We start from the raw sequence: 17,238 nt of genomic DNA, 5'->3' as shown, positions 1-17,238 counted from the left end.
TCCTAATTGCGGTCCGGAAGGACCTGGACCGCATACTCGTGCCACAGCTCCCGATTCAGAACGGGGTCCCTCAAAGAGAGCACGTAGCGGCTGCCATAAACTAAGCCTCCGCCAATGACAGGGAGCGTCCCGCTAAAGAGCGAAATGCGCCCACCCTTAACCGGTGAATCCTCCTCGGCAAGCTCCAACAGTGCTTCAGGAGGCAACATTTGCCCCAGCGTCCCCTCCTGATAGATTTTTCCGTCGTTCCAGACCCGCAGCTCGATCTCATCCCAATGGTCGCGCACATCATCCACACGCCAGAAGATCGCACCGACAAGCTTGGTCGCAATCTGTTTTGCCTTGGAAACGGACACCGTCTCAAGCGCCCTGTCCGTGTGGTCGCTGGCAACGGTCACATGCAAATTCCCCTGGCTGCAGCGGGCCAGAAAGACCTCGCCCTCGCCTGACGTTTTGTTCCCTACAACCCAGACGGAGGATGCAGCACTGATGCGCTCCGGCTCGATCCAGTACATAGAGGGAACTCGTTCAGGAGATGGGACGCCGATCTTCTTTAGCTCCTCCACGTGTGCACGGACACCAGCTTGATCGCGCCCCGTATATCCTGCTGCAACACAGGCGTCCCACAGCAATGAAACCTCATGCGAGCTTCCATCCTTACGCAGAGCAACTGATTTCATTCGCATGTCCTGACCGCCACTCCTTTCTTTAGATCCCTTCTAAACCCAAGGGCCTGCGGGGAAATTCTGCCGCAGCTTCCGCCGTCGTACATCTTGCCGAACAGGATAGCTTCTGTCGAATCCAGGTGGGCCGTCACGGCAGCTTTCACCGCATCCTTCTGCCCCTGCTCCATTGCCCTTACAATCTCCTCATGCTCCTGCAGAACACTCCCATAGCGATGCTCATCCATGGCAAGCATTCCGAACCAGATCATGTCCTCGCTGACGCTCTGCCAAAACTTTTGCAGATATTCGTTCTCCAGGACCTCAAAGGCAATCGAGTGAAAGGCCTGGTCCACCGTGATGAACGCGAAGAGGTTTTCCCTCGCGTCGTTCATGGCCGCAATGGCGGCCCGCATACGTTTTGAAACTGCGGCGTGCATTCGCCCTGAAAAAAGAATATCCACGACGTCATCAGCCAAGAGGCGACGGGCATCAAAAAGCTTGCGAAGATTGAGCGTTGAAGCGTCGCGCACTTGAATGTATCGTCTTGCGCTGATGACGAGCCACCCCTCCTGCGCAAGGCACTGAATGGCCTCGCGTACAGGTGTTCGGCTGACGCCGAACTGCTCTGCAATTTGGCGTTCCTGCAATGTCGCGCCCGGGGGGTAGGCCAGGGAGAGGATGCCTTCTTTTATTTTTTTGTAGACATCGAAAGCCAAGCGGCCCTCCCGCATCAAAACTCACTCTCTCTTCGCAGTGCGCCCGGTCGTTCTCCACACGGGGACTGACAACTCCATCTATTCAGCGTTTGTGTTTCTTTAAAAAAGGAATCTTTGGTATACCAGCTGGTATACCAAAGATGATACACTATTCCTGCACTTCCCGTCAAGCCCCTTGAAAAAACTCAAATCCACAGGTTGCGATGATTTTATCGAGGATCAAGCCCGTCATCGCACAGGTTAACCTGATTCTGACCTTTCATCCGTCCGGTGAGGCGGAAACACATAAAACCGGTTCCCGACGCATATTAAAACTTTGTCTATAGATTCGGATTTTACAGGTCAAGGCTGTCCGCATCCAGCAAAAAGTTCCAGATGCCGATCGTCGTAATGCCTGCCTCATCGTGCCGCGGGCGGATGTTATCTCGGACGATGATGATGATCTTCCTGAAGGAGTCGCCGATGCGCAGAAGGGAGTTCTGCTCCTGCCGGCCCCTGCGGCGCTCGACGATATCGGACAGGTAGACGTTCTCAAGGAGGCGCGTCAGGTACTCCGCCTTACGCCCGTGAGAATCTTGACCAGACCGTTTCCCATGCGGTCCGTCAGTTTGTTGAGATAGGAATCCCGCCCGATCTCCATGCGCCCTCCGGGAATGATGATTACGGATTTTTGTGTTAAGACACATATTTTCGTAATTACTATAGGCAGACGTCCACACACGGTCAATACTGGTCGTGGTACCAGGGCATAATCCGGAATTTAAGAAAAAGGCCGGACAAAATTGAGGAAAACAAACCCGGAGTTATACCAATTTGCGTCTAAAGGGAAAGAAAGGCCCCCCTGATGAAAAACCTAAGCGACCGACACGGCTCGTACCTCGCCGGTCGTCTGCTTATGCAAGGGGGGCTGCCCCGAAGGGGCTGGGACTGACGGCCCGTGAGCGGTAGCGAACGGCAGCCGGAAGGCTCCCCGAAGGGGAGGGGTGTTTTTCATAAGACGCGCCTGTCTGACATTCCCCGCCAACGCCTCCACAAGGCAATCCATTGCCTTGCTTCGGCACAGCCGACCAACGCAGCGCTGCAATCGCTGACGCGATTGCATAAGCTGCGTCGTCTGGCCGAGCTGCGGAAGTCCCCCGGACTTCCTTCGCCCTCAGCCGACCGACACGACGCCGACCGCCTGTCGGCGTCCGTAAGTCGTGTCGTCTGGCTGAACCCCTCCGGTTCGCTGACGCGAACCACCTCCCCTTAGGGGAGGCAATCCATATTAAACGCGAATTGGTATTATAATCCAGGGAACAACCGAGGGCCGGCGCGCACCGGCCCTCGGTCACGATTTTGTTAAGGTTTTACCTCTGCCCGATCCGCCCGTAGAAGCGGGTGAACCCCTCAGGCAGGTAGTTGTAGATCAGGATGTAGAGCGCGCTGCTGAGGCGGTTCAACATCTTGACGACATCCGGCCTCGTCACGCCGCCCGCCCCGTCGTCGAAGGCGCGGCACGCGACGAGTTCCGTCTCCCGCACCAGCGTGCGCAGCAGGTTGATCTCCGCCGCCCAGAGCCCCATGTCCGCGTGAAGGTCGAGGTGTCCCTTTCCGTAGAAGCGCGCCGGCGTGTGGGACCGCTGGTGGATTTCCTCCTCCGTCAGTCCCCACAGGGCCAACTCGCCGCAGGGCGCGTCGGTCACCTCGGCCATCATGGCCTCGCGGACGGCCTTGACCCGCACTTCCTCCAGGTCCGCCTCCAGCTGACGCTCCCCCGCAGCCCGCGCCCGCGCCTGCATCAGAATGATTCGAGCGTTCAACTCGTCCAGCCGTCCGCGCAACTCGATGCGCGGGTGCGTCTTGCCGACGACCTCCGCGCCAAGGAGGTGCGTCGTGTGTTCCTGCTTGCCTGTGGCCATGACTTCGGCCCCCTCAGTGGTGGCAGCCGCAGCTGCATCCGCCGCCGCAGTTCCCCCCGCAGCCCCTCCCCTTCAGGGTGGGGCCGGCCTCGAGGATCAGCGTCCTGCCCCGACACTCGGGGCAGCGCATCGACGCGCCCTCCTCAAAGACGTGCCCGCACGAGGCACACTTGAAAACGCGCTTTTCCGCAGCCGCCATGTCCATGTCCTCCTTCAATTCATCTCTTTTTCAATTCGTCTCTTTATCGTTGCGGGAGTCTCGAGGGGTCCCGTCCCAGTTCCCGCGGCCAGGGCCTCAGTGCCCCACACCCTGTCCCGCGCCGCCCCGCTCCAGGGGCTCCCCCGCGAAGAAGCGGGGCAGAACGTTCGGGAGGGTCTCGAAGGGGTACTCCCCCACCACGCGGCCCTCCCGGAACAGCACCGCGCCCGACGGCGTCCCCGCGATCCCCATCTGGGCGTGCCTTGCCTCCTTCGGGCCGTTGACCTCACAGCCCATCACCGCCACGGTGGTCCCGTCCGGCAGGCTCGCCAGCATGGGCTCGATCAACTTCGTCAGCTCCATGACGTCCGCGCGGCGCCGGCCGCAGGTGGGACAGCTGATGAGGTTCACGCCGCGGGTCCGGAGCTCCAGGGCCTTCAGGATCTCGTAGCCCACCCGAACCTCGCGCTCCGGCGCGTCCGTCAGGGACACGCGGATGGTGTCCCCGATCCCCTGAGCCAGGAGAGCGGAGATGCCCGCCGCGCCCTTCACGATGCCGCCGTCCCCAGGCCCCGCCTCCGTCAGCCCCACGTGGAAGGGAAAGTCCGGGTACTCGCGCGCGATCAGGACGTTGGCCCGCACGCACTCCGGCACAGAGGAGGACTTCGCCGAGAGGATCAGGTCCTCGAAGCCCGCTCCCAGCAGGAGCTCCGCCTGCTCCCGCACCGCGATGCACAGCGCCGCCGCCCGATCGCCCCCCGCGGCCTCCAGCTGTCTGCCCGACACCGATCCACCGTTGGCCCCGATTCGGATCGTCACCCCAAGGGTTTGGGCGGTCCGGATGACGTCGTTCAGGCGATTGAGGGGCATGTTGCCGGGGTTGATGCGGATGGCCCGGCAACCCGCCTCCATGGCCAGCACGGCCAGGGTCGGGTCGAAGTGGATGTCCGCCATCAGGGTCAGGTCCGTGTTCGACACGAGCCACTTCAGGTCCGGGGCCAGTTCTGGACGCGGCAGGGCCACCCGCGCCATCTCACAGCCCACCCGCAGCAGGCTGGCGCACTGCGCAGCACAGGCCTCCCGGTTCGACAGGGGGACCTTGAGCATGCTCTCGACGCGAACGGGGGCCCCCCCGCCGATGCGGAGGGCCCCGATCTGAACGCTTCGCTTCACCTCGACGGCCCGCTCACTTCGTCCAGAAGAGGTGATAGACATCCTGACAGGTGATGGCCAGCATCAGCAGGATGAGCAGGACGAAGCCCGCCGTGTGGATCCAGTTCTCCACCCTCTCCGGCAGTCGGCGGCGAAAGACCATCTCCAGCAGCACGAAAAGGATACGCCCGCCGTCCAGCGCCGGGATGGGGAACAGGTTCAGCAGGCCGAGGTTCAGGCTGATGAGGGCGACGAACGTCACGAAGGCCCACCACCCCGCCCGCATGGCTTGCCCCGACATGGAGGCGATGCCCACGGGACCCGTGACGTCCACCTCCTGCCGGCGCAGGATCCAGTCGGTGATGCCCCTCAGCATCAGCGTCGTCATCCGCCACGTGTACTGCCCCGCGTTCAGGACCGCATCTTTCGGGGAGTAGCGCACCAGAGCCGGCGTGATCCCCAGCATGGGGCGTCCGTGTTCCTCGCTCATGGGGATGGGCGTCGAGATCGTGAGGACTTCCTCACCGCGTCGAACTTCGACCCTCACGTCCCCGCCCCGCTCTGCCTCCTCCCGCAGCGCCTCCGACATCTCGCGCCACTCCTGAACGGAACGGCCGTTCACGGCCGTGATGCTGTCCCCTACCTGAATGCCGGCGGCTTCCGCGGGGAAGCCCGGCATGACCTCGCCGATCCGGGTGTGCTCCATGTCCAGCGCGCCGTGACCCCAGAGGAAGACCGCCGTCAGCAGAAGGGCCAGGAGGACGTTGAAGAGGGAGCCATTCAGCAGGATGAGGAAGCGCTTCCAGCCGGGCTGCTCGTTAAAGCCCTTGCCGGGCAGGACGGCCTCCTCCCTCTCCTCCTCTCCCATGCCCGCCAGGCGGCAGGAACCCCCGACGGGGAACGCCCGCACCGACCACAGCATGGGCTCCGGGCCGGTGCTCTTGCGCTGCCAGAGCGCCGGCCCCATGCCAAAGGCGAACTCGTGGACCTGCACGCCGAGACAGCGCGCCGTGATGAAGTGGCCGAACTCGTGGACGACCACGCAGACGGCGATGACGATAACGAACGAAACGAAACTGATCAACATGGTATCGAAACCTCCAAAAGTTTTAACCCAACGGGCGGCGACCTCTTACGCCCTGCACCTCGACAGGCCGTCGCAGACGGCCGCGGCGCGGCGCCGGCCCTCCTCCAGCGCAAAGAGCGCCTCCTCAAGGGACCCCGGCGCGGGGAGCGGACAGGACTCCAGCGTTTCCTCAACCACCGCGGCGATGTCCGTAAAGCCGATCTGCCCCTTCAGAAAGCGATCCACCGCCACCTCGTCCGAACCGACCAGAAGGGCCGGGTACGCGCCGCGCCGCTCCATCGCCGTCCGCGCTATCCGCATCGCGGGGAAGCGCACCGGGTCCGGTGCCTCAAAGGAGATCGTGCGGGGCACCAGAAGCGGCGGCGCAAAGTCCGGCGCGGGAAATCGGCGTTCCGGCCAGAAGATGCAGGAGGCCGCGGGCAGACGCATGTCGGGCGTCGCGGCCAGGAGCTTGACGCTGCCGTCCGTGAACTCCACGAGGCCATGGACAAAGGAACCCGGCGACACCAGCGCGTCCACCTGAGCCGGTTCGAGGCCGAAGAGGAACATCGCCTCGATCAGCTCGATGCCCTTGTTCATCAGCGTCGCGCTGTCGATCGTGATCTTCGCCCCCATGGCCCAGACAGGGTGCTTCAGGGCCATATCGGGCGTCACCGTCTTCAGCTCCTCCGCCGTCCAGGTCCTGAAGGGGCCGCCCGAGGCCGTGAGGCGTATGGACCTCACGGCGCGTCCCTCTCCCTCGCCGTGCAGGCACTGCCAGATCGCGTTGTGCTCGCTGTCCAGCGGGCGCAGCTGGTCGGGCCGGGAGACGAGGGGTATGACCCAAGGGCCCGCCACCACGATGCTCTCCTTGTTGGCCAGGGAGACCTCCTTGCCCGCCCGAAGCGCGGCCTGCAGCGCCGGTATGGCCGCCGTCCCCGACGAGGCGAAGAGCACCTGATCGACCTCCGGGCTCTCCGCGATGGCCACCAGCCCCTCCGGGCCCGTGAGGAACCCCTCCGTCCCCCGCGGCGCGTCATGGGCACAGAGCATTGTAGCCTCAAACTCCCGCGAGAGCATCCTCAGTTTTTCGGAAGGCCTGCGGGCCGCCAGGGCCCGCACCTCGACCTCGTCCGGGTGCGCGCGGCACACGGAGAGGATGGCGCTGCCGACGCTTCCCGTCGCGCCGATCACGGCCACGCGCTTTCGTCCCGTCCCGCCCGTCGTCATGGTCGTCCTCACAGGAGCAGGCCGAAGACGAGGTACGTCAGCAGGCCGTTCAGCAGGATGCTGTCGAAGCGGTCCAGGACGCCTCCGTGTCCGGGGATCAGCGCCCCCGAATCCTTCTCCCCAAGCTCGCGCTTCACCAGGGACTCGGCCAGGTCCCCCAGCTGTCCCGCGATGCCGCAGATGACCCCGATGATGAAGAGCGGATAGGGCGGCTGCTCCATCAAAAAGATGACGAGGGCACAGGTCAGCAGGCTGCCCATGGCGCCGCCGATGAAGCCCTCGACGGTCTTTCGGGGACTGATGTACTCGCAGAGGCTGCTGCGCCCCCAGCGACTTCCGACGAAGTAGGCCATGACGTCGCAGCCCCAGGTGCAGGCGAAGAGCGTGAACAGGACGAGGGAGCCCGTCGGCAGCCTCCGGAGCAGCACGATGCACGTCCAGGGCACCACGATGAAGACGACGCCGGACAGGGTGCCGCCCACGTTGTTCACCGCAAAGCTCTGCCCCGTGGCCTGACGGCGCATCATCTCGATCATGAAGATCACGTAGGCGCTGAGGGAGAGCGTCATGGTGATGGAGACGGGCTGCACGCCCTCGGCGCTCGACAGCATCACGGCCAGGGCGCAGATGTAGCCGATGCCCCGCGAAAGCTTCATGCGCTTGGACAGCATACGGTAGTACTCGCCCAGGGAGAGCAGCGCCAGAGCCAGCGATATCCCAAGCCAGGCCCAGCCGCCGAAGTAGATCCCCGCGATCACGCCCGCCGCGATCACGAGGGCGCTCACCGTGCGCAGCTGAAGCTCGCCGCTAGGCCTTAAGCCCGCCATAGCGCCTCTCCCGCCCCGCATAGTCCTCGAGCGCCGCCCTGAGGGCGGCCTCGTCGAAGTCCGGCCAATAGGCCTCCGTGAAGTAGAGCTCGCTGTAGGCGGCTTCCCAAAGCCAGAAGTTGCTCAGCCGCAGCTCACCGCTGGTGCGGATCACGAGGTCCGGGTCCGGAACGTCCGGAAGGTAGAGGAAGCGCCGCAGGTCCGCCTCCGTCACCGTCCCGCGGTGCCCGCTCGCGTAAAGCGCGTTGACGGCATCCAGGACCTCCGGACGTCCGCCGTAGTTGATGCACAGGATGAAATCCAGGACGCTCTCGTCCTTCGTCCGCTCCTCCGCGTGGCGCATCAGCTCCAGCAGGTCCGGGGGCAGGCGGTCGCGCCGCCCCGCGAAGCGTATGCGGGCCCCCTCCGCCTTGATGGCCTCCACCTTGCGCCGGATGTAGTAGCGGAACAGGCTCATCAGGCCCGCGACCTCCATCTCCGGACGGCTCCAGTTCTCCGTCGAGAACGCATAGACCGAGAAGTAGCGGATCCCCGCCTTTTTGACGAGGTGAACCATCTCCTCCAGCTTGCGCAGGCCGGCCCGGTGCCCCATGAGCCGCGGCAGCCCGCGGCGCCTGGCCCACCTTCCGTTGCCGTCCAGGATGATCGCCAGGTGTTCCGGCACTCTCTTCTCGCTCAATTGGCCTCCGTTCCTTTCCTCTTTGTGATCTCGTCCAGGCGCGCCTTGAGGTTCTGCACGTCCTGCCACGTCAGGTCCTTGGGGCTCCCCTTTTGCCGCGAGTCGTTGCGCAGCAGGTAGCTCGGATGGAACATCGGGAAGAGCTGAACGCCCCGCCAATCGAACCAGCGGCCCCGCAGAGCCGTGATGCCCTCCGACGTCCGAAGGAGCCACTTCAGCGGCGTGTTCCCCAGGCACACCAAAATCCGGGGCCTCAGCAGCAGGAGCTGGGCCTCCAGGAAGTCCGCGCACTTCAGCATCTCCTCCTGAGTTGGGGTGCGGTTGTTGGGGGGACGGCACTTCACGACGTTCGTGATGAACACGGACTCCCGGTCGATCCCCGCGGCGCTCAGGATCTTCGTCAAAAGCTGGCCCGCCCGTCCCACGAAGGCCAGCCCCTGAGCGTCCTCGTCGGCGCCGGGCCCCTCGCCCACCATCACGATGGGGGTGCGGACCGCCCCCTGGCCAAAGACCGTGTTCGTCCGCGCCTCGCACAGGCCGCAGCGCCTGCAGGCGGCCACGCGGCCCCGCAGGTCTTCCCATGCGGCCTCCCACGCCGCGTCCCGCTCCTTGTCGTCCATGCGTTCACCCCCCTGCTTCCCTAAAAGGACACCTCGTTGATCTTGATGTTGACCCGCCGGACGTCCATGCCCGTGAAGTAGCTCAGGCCCGTGCTCGTCTTCTTCTGGAGGAGGCGGGCGATGCTGAGGGCGCTTCGGTCCCGAAGCCTCAGGTCCAGCACCACGTTGATCTCCAGGCTGTCGTCGTCGGCCTGAATCTCAAGCTCGTGGATCTTCTGCACGTGCTCCCCCAGCTCCAGCAGGTGCCGGCACATGGCCTGGATCGCGTCCTTCTCGATCGTCACCTTCCCGTCGAAGCTGAAGGGCGGCTTGACCACGGTGTTGCGGGCCTCGTCGCGGTCCCTGCTCTTGAAGAGGCCGCGGATCTGGCTCACCAGCTTCCCCGCGAAGTTGCGCTGGATCTGCGCCCGCGCCACGGGGACGACGTGCTGCTTCTTCTCCCGCCGCTCCCGCAGCGCGAGGGATATCTCCTCCGGCGTGGCCACGTCGTGGATGTCGATGAACGCCACGGGGTCGTTGAGCCCCAGCTTGGCGGTGATCTTGCGGACCATGCCCTCCGACGTGGCCAGGATCATCAGCCGGCAGGGGGCGCGGAGCGCGCGGGCCGACAGGTACTTCAGGACCTCCTCGCGGTGCGGCGCGTAGTCGAAGATCGCCCGCCGGATGGCCCGCACCATGTTCGTCTCCGACTTGGCGCTGCGCCCCGCCATGATGCGGCCCCTGGCGACGACCAGGCCGTCGTCGATGATCAGGTCGATGCCGTACTGGCGCGCCACGTGGGAGGCGCGCTGGCTCTTGCCCGTGCCCGCCGGCCCCACGAAGGCGTAGACCTCGATCGCCGAGAGGCCACGGCGCGGCGTTTCGCCCTCCGGCTGCCCCCCATGGGCGTCGGAGCGGGGGACCTCCATCACCTCACGTCCTCCGCCAGCTCCACCTGCGCGCCCAGGGAGCGCAGCTTGACGTCGATGGCCTCGTAGCCGCGCCAGACGTGGACCATGTCCTCCACCTGGGTTCGCCCCTGAGCGGCGAGGCCCGCGATGATGAGCGCCGCCCCCGCCCGGAGGTCCGTCGCCTTGACGTTGGCGCCGCTCAGCCGCTCCACGCCGCTGATCACGGCGGTGTCCCCCTTGACGCGGATGTCCGCCCCCATGCGGTTGAGCTCCGCCGCGTAGAGGAAGCGCGCCTGAAAGACGCTCTCCTCGATGACGCTGGTCCCCTCTGCGAGGGAGAGAGCGGCGGCCATCTGGGGCTGGAGGTCCGTGGGGAAGCCCGGAAAGGGCATCGTCTTGAGGGAGACGGACTGCAGCCGGTCCGCGGGGAAGACGGTCACGGCGCTGCCGTTGACCGCAAACCGCACCCCGGCCTCCTCCAGCTTCGCCAGGAGGGAATCGATGTGGGCCGGGATGGCGTCCTCCACCGTGACCCTGCCACCCGTCATCACCCCGGCCAGGAGGTAGGTGCAGGCCTCGATGCGGTCGGGGATGACCCGCTCCCGGCAGGACCGCACCTCCTCCACACCCTTGATGCGGACGCAGCCCGTCCCCTCCATGTCGATGGGCACGCCCATGCTGCGCAGGACGGCCGCCAGGTTGTCGATCTCCGGCTCCCGCGCTATGTTCTCGATGATCGTCTCCCCCTGTGCCAACGCCGCGGCCATCATCAGGTTCTCCGTGGCCCCCACCGACGGAAAGTCCAGGTAGATGCGCCGGCCCCGCAGGCGGTCCGCCTGAGCGCAGACGACGCCGTTCCGTATCTCGATCTTCGCCCCCATCTGGACGAGCCCCTTGAGGTGCAGGTCGATGGGCCGGCTGCCGATGGAACAGCCGCCGGGCAGGGGCAGGGCGGCCCGCCCGCAGCGGGCCAGGAGGGGCCCCAGCACCAGGGACGAGGCCCGCATCTTGCGGACCAGGGACTCCGGCGCCTCCCAGGACACCTCGTCGGCGACGCCGAGGGTCACCTCCTTGCCCTCCCGCCGCGCCGTGACGCCCAGCGCCGTCAGCAGCTCCATCATCGTGCTCACGTCGTAGAGCTCCGGGACGTTGGCGAGCGTCAGCGCCCCCCCCTTCAGGAGCAGGCAGGCCGCCATGACGGGAAGCGCGGCGTTCTTGGCCCCCTGAGTGCGGACCGTCCCCTGAAGGGGCCGCCCCCCCTCTATCCTCATCACGTTCATTTCAAATCGATCTCCCAGTCCTCGTCGGTGCCGCTGTTGAAGAAGCGCCCGATGACGTCCCGTATCCTGGGGGACGCGGTGCCGTCCCCAAAGGGCATCCCCCGGTCCGAGAAGGAGCGGCGATAGGCCGCGTCGTCCAGGAGGCGCAGGGATTCGCGGAGGATCGTCTCGCGCTCCGTGCCCACCAGCACCCCCGTGCCCAGGGTGACCGCCTCCGGACGCTCCGACAGGGTGCGCATGATCAGGACGGGCTTGCGCAGCGCGGTGGCCTCCTCCTGAATCCCCCCGCTGTCGGTGAGGATGAAGAGGCTCCGGTTCATGGCGGAGACGAAGTCCGGGTAGGAGAGGGGCTCCGTGAAGAGCATCTGAGGGTACATGCCCAGCCGCTCCTGGATGCGGTCCCGGACCTCCGGGTTCTTGTGGAGCGGGACCAGGACCCGAACGTAGGGCCTCTGCTGAATCAATTCGGAGACCGCGCTGCAGATGCGCATCAGGGGCTCGCCCCAGGACTCCCTGCGGTGCGCCGTCATGAGGACGAGGGGCGTTTCGGGGGGCAGCTCGCGCAGGACCTCCGGCTGCGCCAGGTTCTCCAGGGTCCAGAACAGCGCGTCGATCACCGTGTTCCCCGTCACGTGAATCCTCCTGGGGTCCACGCCCTCGCGCCGCAGGTTCTCCGCGTCGCTCTCGGTGGGCGTGAAGTAGAGGGAAGCCAGGCGGTCCGTCAAAACCCGGTTCGCCTCCTCGGGGAAGGGGAGGGCCATGTTGTGGCTTCGCAGGCCCGCCTCCACGTGGCCGATGGGGATGTGGCGGTAGAAGGCCGCCAGGGCCGCCGCCAGGGTCGTGGAGGTGTCCCCGTGCACCAGGATCATGTCCTGGGGCGCGCCGTCCAGAAAGCTTCCCACCCCCGTCAGCACCGAGGAGGTGATGTGGTCCAGCGACTGGCGGCGCCTCATGATGTTGAGGTTCACGTCCGCCTTGATGCAGAAGTGTGACAGCGCCTGAACCAGCATGTCGGTATGCTGTCCCGTCGCCAGCACCGTCACGTCAAAATTTCCGTTCTCGCGAAGAACGCGAATCACCGGGGCCATCTTGATGGCCTCAGGCCTTGTTCCAACCACACACGTCACTTTATGCATTACCGCACCCCGCATTTTTTCACCGTTCAGCGTTACAGCAGCCGTGCGTACACGGCAAGTCCCCCCAGCAGGGAGAGGGCCTGAAGGGCCAGGAGGACGACCACCGACCACAGGGGGGACCCCGTCAGGGCCATCAGAAGGTGGTGCAGGTGGCCCCGGTCCGGAAAGAAGGGGGAGCGCCCCATCAGGATGCGGCGGCTGAAGGCGGCCATCGTGTCCAGGACGGGGACTCCCCCGAAGAGCAGGAGGAGCAGGATCGACTCGTGCAGCCCGGCCCCCGGCACCCTGGGCAGCGCCGAGGCCGCGAAGTGGACGGCGAACAGGTAGCCCAGGAGCGTGCTTCCGCCATCTCCGAGGAACGTCTGCGCCTCCGGGAAGTTCCAGCACAGGACGCCAAGCGACATCGCCCCCATGCAGACGGCCACGGGGGCCGCCTCCAGAAAGCACAGCGCCGCCATGGACGCCATGAAGAGGGAGATGCAGAGGCCGTTCACCCCGTCGATGAGGTTGTAGGCGCTCGTGACCCCCGCCACCCACACCAGGGCGAGGATCGAGGTCAGAAACGGCAGGTGCAGCGGAAGGACCGCCAGGGCGGAGGCGACGAAGTGGAGCGCCAGGCGCAGGAACGGGCTCAGGGAGTGCATGTCGTCCCGATAGCCGCAGAGGAAGATCAGCGTCGCCCCCAGGGACGAGCAGCGCAGTGTGGGCATGCGCCCCACGAGGCAGAGGGCGAGGAGCAGATAGCCGAACCAGAGGCCCAGGCCGGCCCCTCGCGGCATCTGCCTCGTGTGGAGCTTTCGGGGGTCCGGAACGTCCAGGATCCCGTACCGCTCCGCCAGGCGGATGGAGAAGGGCGTCATCATGCCGCCCCAGAAGAACCCCCCCAGCCCCAGGAGCAAGAGCCTGACGTCGAGCAAGGGCGCGCCCCTACTTCGTCCCGAACAGGCGGTCGCCCGCGTCCCCCAGGCCGGGGACGATGTAGCCGTGATCGTTCAGGTGGGAGTCCAGGGAGGCGATGAAGACGTCCACGTCCGGGTGCTCCCTGTGGACGCGCTCGATGCCCTCCGGGGCGGCGATCAGACAGACCAGCGAGACCTTTTTCCCGCCCCGCTCCTTGATCAGGGAGATGGCGGCCGACGCGGACCCTCCGGTGGCCAGCATGGGGTCCAGGACGAAGACGTCGCGCTCCTCCACGTCCTGCGGCAGCTTGCAGTAGTACTCCACGGGGACCAGCGTGTCCGGGTCGCGGTACAGGCCGATGTGCCCCACCTTCGCGTTGGGGATCAGCTGAAGGATGCCGTCCACCATGCCGAGTCCCGCCCGCAGCACGGGCACGACGGCGATCGTCTTGCCCGCGAGGGTCTGGGCCTTCGTCCGGGCCACGGGCGTCTCCACCTCGATCTCCTGGAGGGGGAGGTTCCGCGTGATCTCGTAGACCATCAGGCCCGCGATCTCCTGGACCAGCGCCCGAAACTCCTTGACGTTGGTGTCCTTGTCCCGGATGATGCCCACCTTGTGCTGGACCAGCGGATGGTTGAAGATGGCGACGCGCCCCTCCCCTGAGCTGCCGACGCTGAGGGTCGTTTGCTCCGCCATGGCGATCTTGTTGAGGCGCTGCACGTGACGCCCTCCCTCGAAGGGCGTCGCGAGCCAGGCGTCCAGGATCCCGCGGACCTGTTCCGGCTTGATGAAGCGCCCGCCGAGCGTGATGACGTTCAAGTCGTTGTGGGCCTTCGCCATCCTGGCGCTCTCGACGTCGTTGCAGGCCGAGGCGCGGACCCCGCTCACCTTGTTCGCCGCAACGGCCATGCCGATCCCCGTCCCACAGAGCAGGACGCCGCAGTCGGCGTCCCCCAGCGAGACCGCACGGGCGACCTCCAGGGCGAAGTCCGGATAGTCCACCCTGTCCTCCGAGAAGGTTCCGAAGTCCTGAACCTCGATCCCCCTCTCCTTCAGGAAGTCCAGCACGGCCCGCTTCAAGACGAAACCGGCGTGATCACACCCAACAGCTGCCTTCATCGATAAAACACCTCCACAAAGTATCCTGCGGAAGCCCTCGGCGGGGCGGGGACGCTCTGCCGCTCCGAGGGCGGGGCAGGGCCGGCCCAACCGAACCCCCGTTCATGAACCTCACTAATGATAGCACGTAATAGCGCGAGTTGCAGGCCGGAGGGAATCCCCGCCCGTCTCGGCGGCGCAGAAATTGACGAGGCCCCCTCCCCGATCCCCTCAGGGGATCGGGGAGGGGGCCTCTCCCTGCGTCAATCCAGGTCAAGCGGGAGGGTGAGGCCCTCCGCGTCGCGCAGGCCCACCCCGCCGTTCCTTTTCGGATCAGGCGATGACGACCAGGACGTCGCCCGTGTTGACCGAGGCGCCGCTGCCGACGCGGACCTCGGAAACCGTGCCGTCGGAGGTCGCAAAGATCTCGTTCTCCATCTTCATGGCCTCGAGGATCAGGACCAGGTCCCCGTTCTTCACGGGGTCGCCCACGTTCACCTTGACGCTCAGGACCTTGCCGGGCATGGGAGCCGTCACGGCAGCGCCGCCGGCCGCAGGGGCGGGAGCCGGAGCCGGTGCGGCAGGGGCCGCAGCGGGCGCCGAAGCAGGAGCCGCCGCCGGAGCGGGCGCTACGGGCGCCGGGGCCGGAACGGGGGCAGGAGCGGCGCAGGCCCCCAGCTCCTCCACCTCCACGTTATATGCGGTACCATCCACGACAACTCTATACTTGTTCACTGCCGATACAACTCCCTTCAAAATGTGCAGACGCGCCCTCGCGAGGGCACAGGTTCGCTCTTGTCTCGACTTTGGGCCAACGGCGCCCTTTCGGGCGCGGGGTCAGTGCTTCCAGCCCCGGTCCACGGAGCGCGAGATCAGGTTCAGGACGCCCGACGCCCTCCAGGCCCTGGTCCACCGGGCGCCCTTTTGGACAGCGTCAACCGTCTCAGGCGCGATGGAGACGACCCGCCCCATCCCTCCCGTGGCGGCCAGGATGGCTGCCGTGATGGCCGCCACCACCCTGGCCTGAGCGCCCTCGGCCCGGGCTGCGGGGGCGGCGGAAGCGCTCTGGGGCCTCTGGGGCGCCGTGGCGCCGTCGTCCGGCTTCGGCCTCTCGCCGGCGGCAAAGAAGCGCATGGCGAAGATCACCAGCGTCAATCCAAGCAGGACGATGAACACGATGGAAAAGGCCACGAGGCTGACGTAGGCCGCGCCGGACAGCCCATCAAAATGCATGGCGTTCATGGGTTGCACCTCCCGACGGCTCAGTGAGGGATGACGCCGTGCTTCTTGTCGGGCCGCGAGACGCGCTTGCTCTCGAGCGCGTTCAGGGCCTGCCAGATGGAGAGCCGCGTCTCCTCCGGCAGGATCACGCGGTCCACGAGGCCGCGCTCCGCCGCCACGTAGGGGTTGGCGAAGGCCTTGCGGTACTCGTCGATCTTCTCGGCGCGGGTCTCCTCCGGGTTGCCGGCCTCGGCGATCTCCTTGCGGAAGACGATGTTCGCGGCGCCCTCGGCGCCCATCACCGCGATCTCCGCCTGGGGCCACGCGAGGACGACGTCGGCGCCCAGCGACTTGCTGGCCATGGCCAGGTAGGCGCCGCCGTAGGCCTTGCGCAGGATGACGGTGATCAGGGGGACGGTGGCCTCGCTGTAGGCGTAGAGCAGCTTCGCGCCGTGGCGAATGATCCCGTTGTGCTCCTGGGTCACCCCAGGCAGGTAGCCGGGAACGTCAACGAAGGTCAAAATTGGCAGGTTGAAGGCGTCGCAGTGGCGGATGAAGCGGCTGGCCTTGTCGGAGGCGTTGATGTCGAGGCAGCCGGCCATCACCCTGGCCTGGTTGGCGATGATGCCGACGGAGCGTCCGCCGATGTGGCCGTAGCCCGTCAGGATGTTCTGGGCCCAGCCGGCCTGGACCTCGGTGAACTCGCCGTCGTCCAGCACCTTGCGCAGGACCTCGTGGACGTCGTAGCCGACGTTGGGGTTCGTCGGGACGGTCTCCCGGAGCGAGGGGTCCGCGCGGTCCACGGCGTCGTTCGTGGGCTTATCGGGCGCATCGTCCAGGTTGTTGAGAGGCAGGTAGGAGAGCACCTTACGGATCTGGGCGAAGCACTCCCGCTCGTCGGCCGCCATGAAGTGCGCGTTGCCGCTGATGTTGTTGTGGGTGGCGGCACCGCCCAGGGCCTCGCTGGTGACCTCCTCGCCCGTCACGGCCTTGATGACCGCGGGGCCCGTGATGTGCATGACGCCCGTCTTGTTCACCATAAAGATGAAGTCCGTAAGGGCGGGGCTGTAGACCGCGCCGCCCGCCGTGGGGCCCATGATGACGGAGAACTGCGGGATGACGCCGCTCGCGTGGGTGTTGCGGAAGAAGATCTTTCCGTACCCGTTCAGGGCGTCGATGGCCTCCTGGATGCGGGCGCCCCCCGAATCGTTCAGGCCGATCACCGGGCAGCCCATCTCCATCGCCAGGTCCATGACCTTGCAGATCTTGTCCGCGTGCATCTCGCCCAGGGAGCCGCCCAGAACGGTGAAGTCCTGGCTGAAGACGACGACCTTTCGGCCGTCGATGGTGCCCCACCCGGTCACGACGCCGTCGCCAAGGGGCCTGGTCTTCTCCAGGCCGAAGTTCGTGCAGCGATGGGTCACGAATTCATCGATCTCCACGAAGGAGCCGGGGTCCAGCAGCTGATCGATCCGCTCGCGGGCCGTCCCCTTCCCCTTCTCCTTCTGCTTGGCAATGGCCTTCTCCCCGCCCCCGTTGAAGGCGGCTGCGCGCTTCTCCCTGAGCTCCTCGCAGAGCTCCTCCATGCTGCGAAATCCCATCTCCGACAACGTCCTCCTTAAAAGAAGCCCTGCTCAGAGCAGGGGTCTTGATCATGG

General features: G+C 65.9%; 18 protein-coding genes. All 18 read right to left on the bottom strand.

The genetic code is table 11. From position 1 onward, the window contains the following. Nucleotides 1-2: 2 nt before the first annotated feature. Nucleotides 3-680, bottom strand: a complete 678-nt coding sequence (locus ACK28C_RS06450; RefSeq protein ID WP_243440598.1) for a DUF2848 family protein — start codon at nt 678-680, stop codon at nt 3-5. Further along, on the bottom strand, nt 677-1,381 hold the full coding sequence (locus ACK28C_RS06445; protein ID WP_208873025.1) for a GntR family transcriptional regulator: 705 nt from the start codon (nt 1,379-1,381) through the stop codon (nt 677-679). The genes ACK28C_RS06450 and ACK28C_RS06445 overlap by 4 nt, the downstream gene beginning before the upstream one ends. Nucleotides 1,382-2,730: 1,349 nt before the next feature. Continuing rightward, nucleotides 2,731-3,282, bottom strand: a complete 552-nt coding sequence (locus tag ACK28C_RS06440) for an ethanolamine utilization cobalamin adenosyltransferase (protein ID WP_015556455.1) — start codon at nt 3,280-3,282, stop codon at nt 2,731-2,733. Between the two features lie 13 nt (nt 3,283-3,295). Further along, on the bottom strand, nt 3,296-3,481 hold the full coding sequence (locus ACK28C_RS06435; RefSeq protein ID WP_208874002.1) for a hypothetical protein: 186 nt from the start codon (nt 3,479-3,481) through the stop codon (nt 3,296-3,298). A gap of 96 nt (nt 3,482-3,577) precedes the next feature. After that, entirely contained in the window at nt 3,578-4,654 is a 1,077-nt protein-coding gene (ispG, locus tag ACK28C_RS06430) for a (E)-4-hydroxy-3-methylbut-2-enyl-diphosphate synthase (protein ID WP_243440596.1), read from the bottom strand. A gap of 13 nt (nt 4,655-4,667) precedes the next feature. Then, nucleotides 4,668-5,720 (bottom strand): RIP metalloprotease RseP, encoded by a 1,053-nt coding sequence (gene rseP / locus ACK28C_RS06425; RefSeq protein WP_015556454.1) that lies wholly within the window; start codon nt 5,718-5,720, stop codon nt 4,668-4,670. Nucleotides 5,721-5,765: 45 nt separating this feature from the next. Continuing rightward, on the bottom strand, nt 5,766-6,941 hold the full coding sequence (locus tag ACK28C_RS06420) for a 1-deoxy-D-xylulose-5-phosphate reductoisomerase (protein WP_243440595.1): 1,176 nt from the start codon (nt 6,939-6,941) through the stop codon (nt 5,766-5,768). Beyond that, nucleotides 6,938-7,756 (bottom strand): phosphatidate cytidylyltransferase, encoded by an 819-nt coding sequence (locus ACK28C_RS06415; RefSeq protein ID WP_208873021.1) that lies wholly within the window; start codon nt 7,754-7,756, stop codon nt 6,938-6,940. The genes ACK28C_RS06420 and ACK28C_RS06415 overlap by 4 nt, the downstream gene beginning before the upstream one ends. Next, nucleotides 7,737-8,435 carry a polyprenyl diphosphate synthase gene (gene uppS, locus ACK28C_RS06410; RefSeq protein WP_208873019.1) on the bottom strand — a complete coding sequence of 233 codons (699 nt, stop codon included), beginning with the start codon at nt 8,433-8,435 and terminating at the stop codon, nt 7,737-7,739. Before uppS ends, ACK28C_RS06415 begins: the two co-directional genes overlap by 20 nt. Then, the gene (locus ACK28C_RS06405) at nt 8,432-9,055 is read right to left on the bottom strand and encodes a uracil-DNA glycosylase family protein (RefSeq protein WP_015556452.1); all 624 of its coding nucleotides are present in this window, start codon (nt 9,053-9,055) and stop codon (nt 8,432-8,434) included. Before ACK28C_RS06405 ends, uppS begins: the two co-directional genes overlap by 4 nt. 20 nt (nt 9,056-9,075) lie before the next feature. Further along, complete coding sequence (locus ACK28C_RS06400; protein WP_409152644.1) at nt 9,076-9,963, bottom strand: hypothetical protein; 888 nt, start codon at nt 9,961-9,963, stop codon at nt 9,076-9,078. Beyond that, on the bottom strand, nt 9,963-11,225 hold the full coding sequence (gene murA / locus ACK28C_RS06395) for a UDP-N-acetylglucosamine 1-carboxyvinyltransferase (RefSeq protein WP_015556451.1): 1,263 nt from the start codon (nt 11,223-11,225) through the stop codon (nt 9,963-9,965). Before murA ends, ACK28C_RS06400 begins: the two co-directional genes overlap by 1 nt. Then, a complete protein-coding gene (wecB, locus tag ACK28C_RS06390) occupies nt 11,222-12,361 on the bottom strand; it encodes a non-hydrolyzing UDP-N-acetylglucosamine 2-epimerase (RefSeq protein ID WP_208873017.1) in 1,140 nt (379 codons plus the stop codon). The genes murA and wecB overlap by 4 nt, the downstream gene beginning before the upstream one ends. 32 nt (nt 12,362-12,393) lie before the next feature. Continuing rightward, a complete protein-coding gene (locus ACK28C_RS06385; protein ID WP_208873015.1) occupies nt 12,394-13,278 on the bottom strand; it encodes a glycosyltransferase family 4 protein in 885 nt (294 codons plus the stop codon). 10 nt (nt 13,279-13,288) lie between these two features. Continuing rightward, the gene (gene upp / locus ACK28C_RS06380; RefSeq protein ID WP_015556449.1) at nt 13,289-14,380 is read right to left on the bottom strand and encodes a uracil phosphoribosyltransferase; all 1,092 of its coding nucleotides are present in this window, start codon (nt 14,378-14,380) and stop codon (nt 13,289-13,291) included. A 312-nt stretch (nt 14,381-14,692) separates the two neighbouring features. Continuing rightward, nucleotides 14,693-15,094 (bottom strand): biotin/lipoyl-containing protein, encoded by a 402-nt coding sequence (locus ACK28C_RS06375; RefSeq protein WP_409151929.1) that lies wholly within the window; start codon nt 15,092-15,094, stop codon nt 14,693-14,695. Between the two features lie 102 nt (nt 15,095-15,196). Next, nucleotides 15,197-15,601: an OadG family protein gene (locus ACK28C_RS06370; protein WP_015556448.1), complete on the bottom strand. Its 405-nt coding sequence runs from the start codon at nt 15,599-15,601 to the stop codon at nt 15,197-15,199. A 20-nt stretch (nt 15,602-15,621) separates the two neighbouring features. Then, a complete protein-coding gene (locus ACK28C_RS06365; RefSeq protein ID WP_015556447.1) occupies nt 15,622-17,181 on the bottom strand; it encodes an acyl-CoA carboxylase subunit beta in 1,560 nt (519 codons plus the stop codon). Between the last annotated feature and the right edge of the window lie 57 nt (nt 17,182-17,238).

Origin of the sequence: Fretibacterium fastidiosum (assembly GCF_964642095.1) — a bacterium.
GTDB classification, from domain to species: Bacteria; Synergistota; Synergistia; order Synergistales; family Aminobacteriaceae; genus Fretibacterium; species Fretibacterium fastidiosum.
Note: the sequence above shows the minus strand (reverse complement) of the source record. Positions and strands in the feature narration are given on the sequence as shown.

Coding starts and splice junctions, on each gene's coding strand:
- ACK28C_RS06450 (WP_243440598.1), bottom strand. CDS start 680: ATGAAATCAGTTGCTCTGCGTAAGGATGGAAGCTCGCATGAGGTTTCA.
- ACK28C_RS06440 (WP_015556455.1), bottom strand. CDS start 3,282: ATGGCCACAGGCAAGCAGGAACACACGACGCACCTCCTTGGCGCGGAG.
- ACK28C_RS06435 (WP_208874002.1), bottom strand. CDS start 3,481: ATGGCGGCTGCGGAAAAGCGCGTTTTCAAGTGTGCCTCGTGCGGGCAC.
- rseP (WP_015556454.1), bottom strand. CDS start 5,720: ATGTTGATCAGTTTCGTTTCGTTCGTTATCGTCATCGCCGTCTGCGTG.
- ACK28C_RS06415 (WP_208873021.1), bottom strand. CDS start 7,756: ATGGCGGGCTTAAGGCCTAGCGGCGAGCTTCAGCTGCGCACGGTGAGC.
- ACK28C_RS06405 (WP_015556452.1), bottom strand. CDS start 9,055: ATGGACGACAAGGAGCGGGACGCGGCGTGGGAGGCCGCATGGGAAGAC.
- ACK28C_RS06400 (WP_409152644.1), bottom strand. CDS start 9,963: ATGGAGGTCCCCCGCTCCGACGCCCATGGGGGGCAGCCGGAGGGCGAA.
- murA (WP_015556451.1), bottom strand. CDS start 11,225: ATGAACGTGATGAGGATAGAGGGGGGGCGGCCCCTTCAGGGGACGGTC.
- wecB (WP_208873017.1), bottom strand. CDS start 12,361: ATGCATAAAGTGACGTGTGTGGTTGGAACAAGGCCTGAGGCCATCAAG.
- upp (WP_015556449.1), bottom strand. CDS start 14,380: ATGAAGGCAGCTGTTGGGTGTGATCACGCCGGTTTCGTCTTGAAGCGG.
- ACK28C_RS06370 (WP_015556448.1), bottom strand. CDS start 15,601: ATGAACGCCATGCATTTTGATGGGCTGTCCGGCGCGGCCTACGTCAGC.
- ACK28C_RS06365 (WP_015556447.1), bottom strand. CDS start 17,181: ATGGGATTTCGCAGCATGGAGGAGCTCTGCGAGGAGCTCAGGGAGAAG.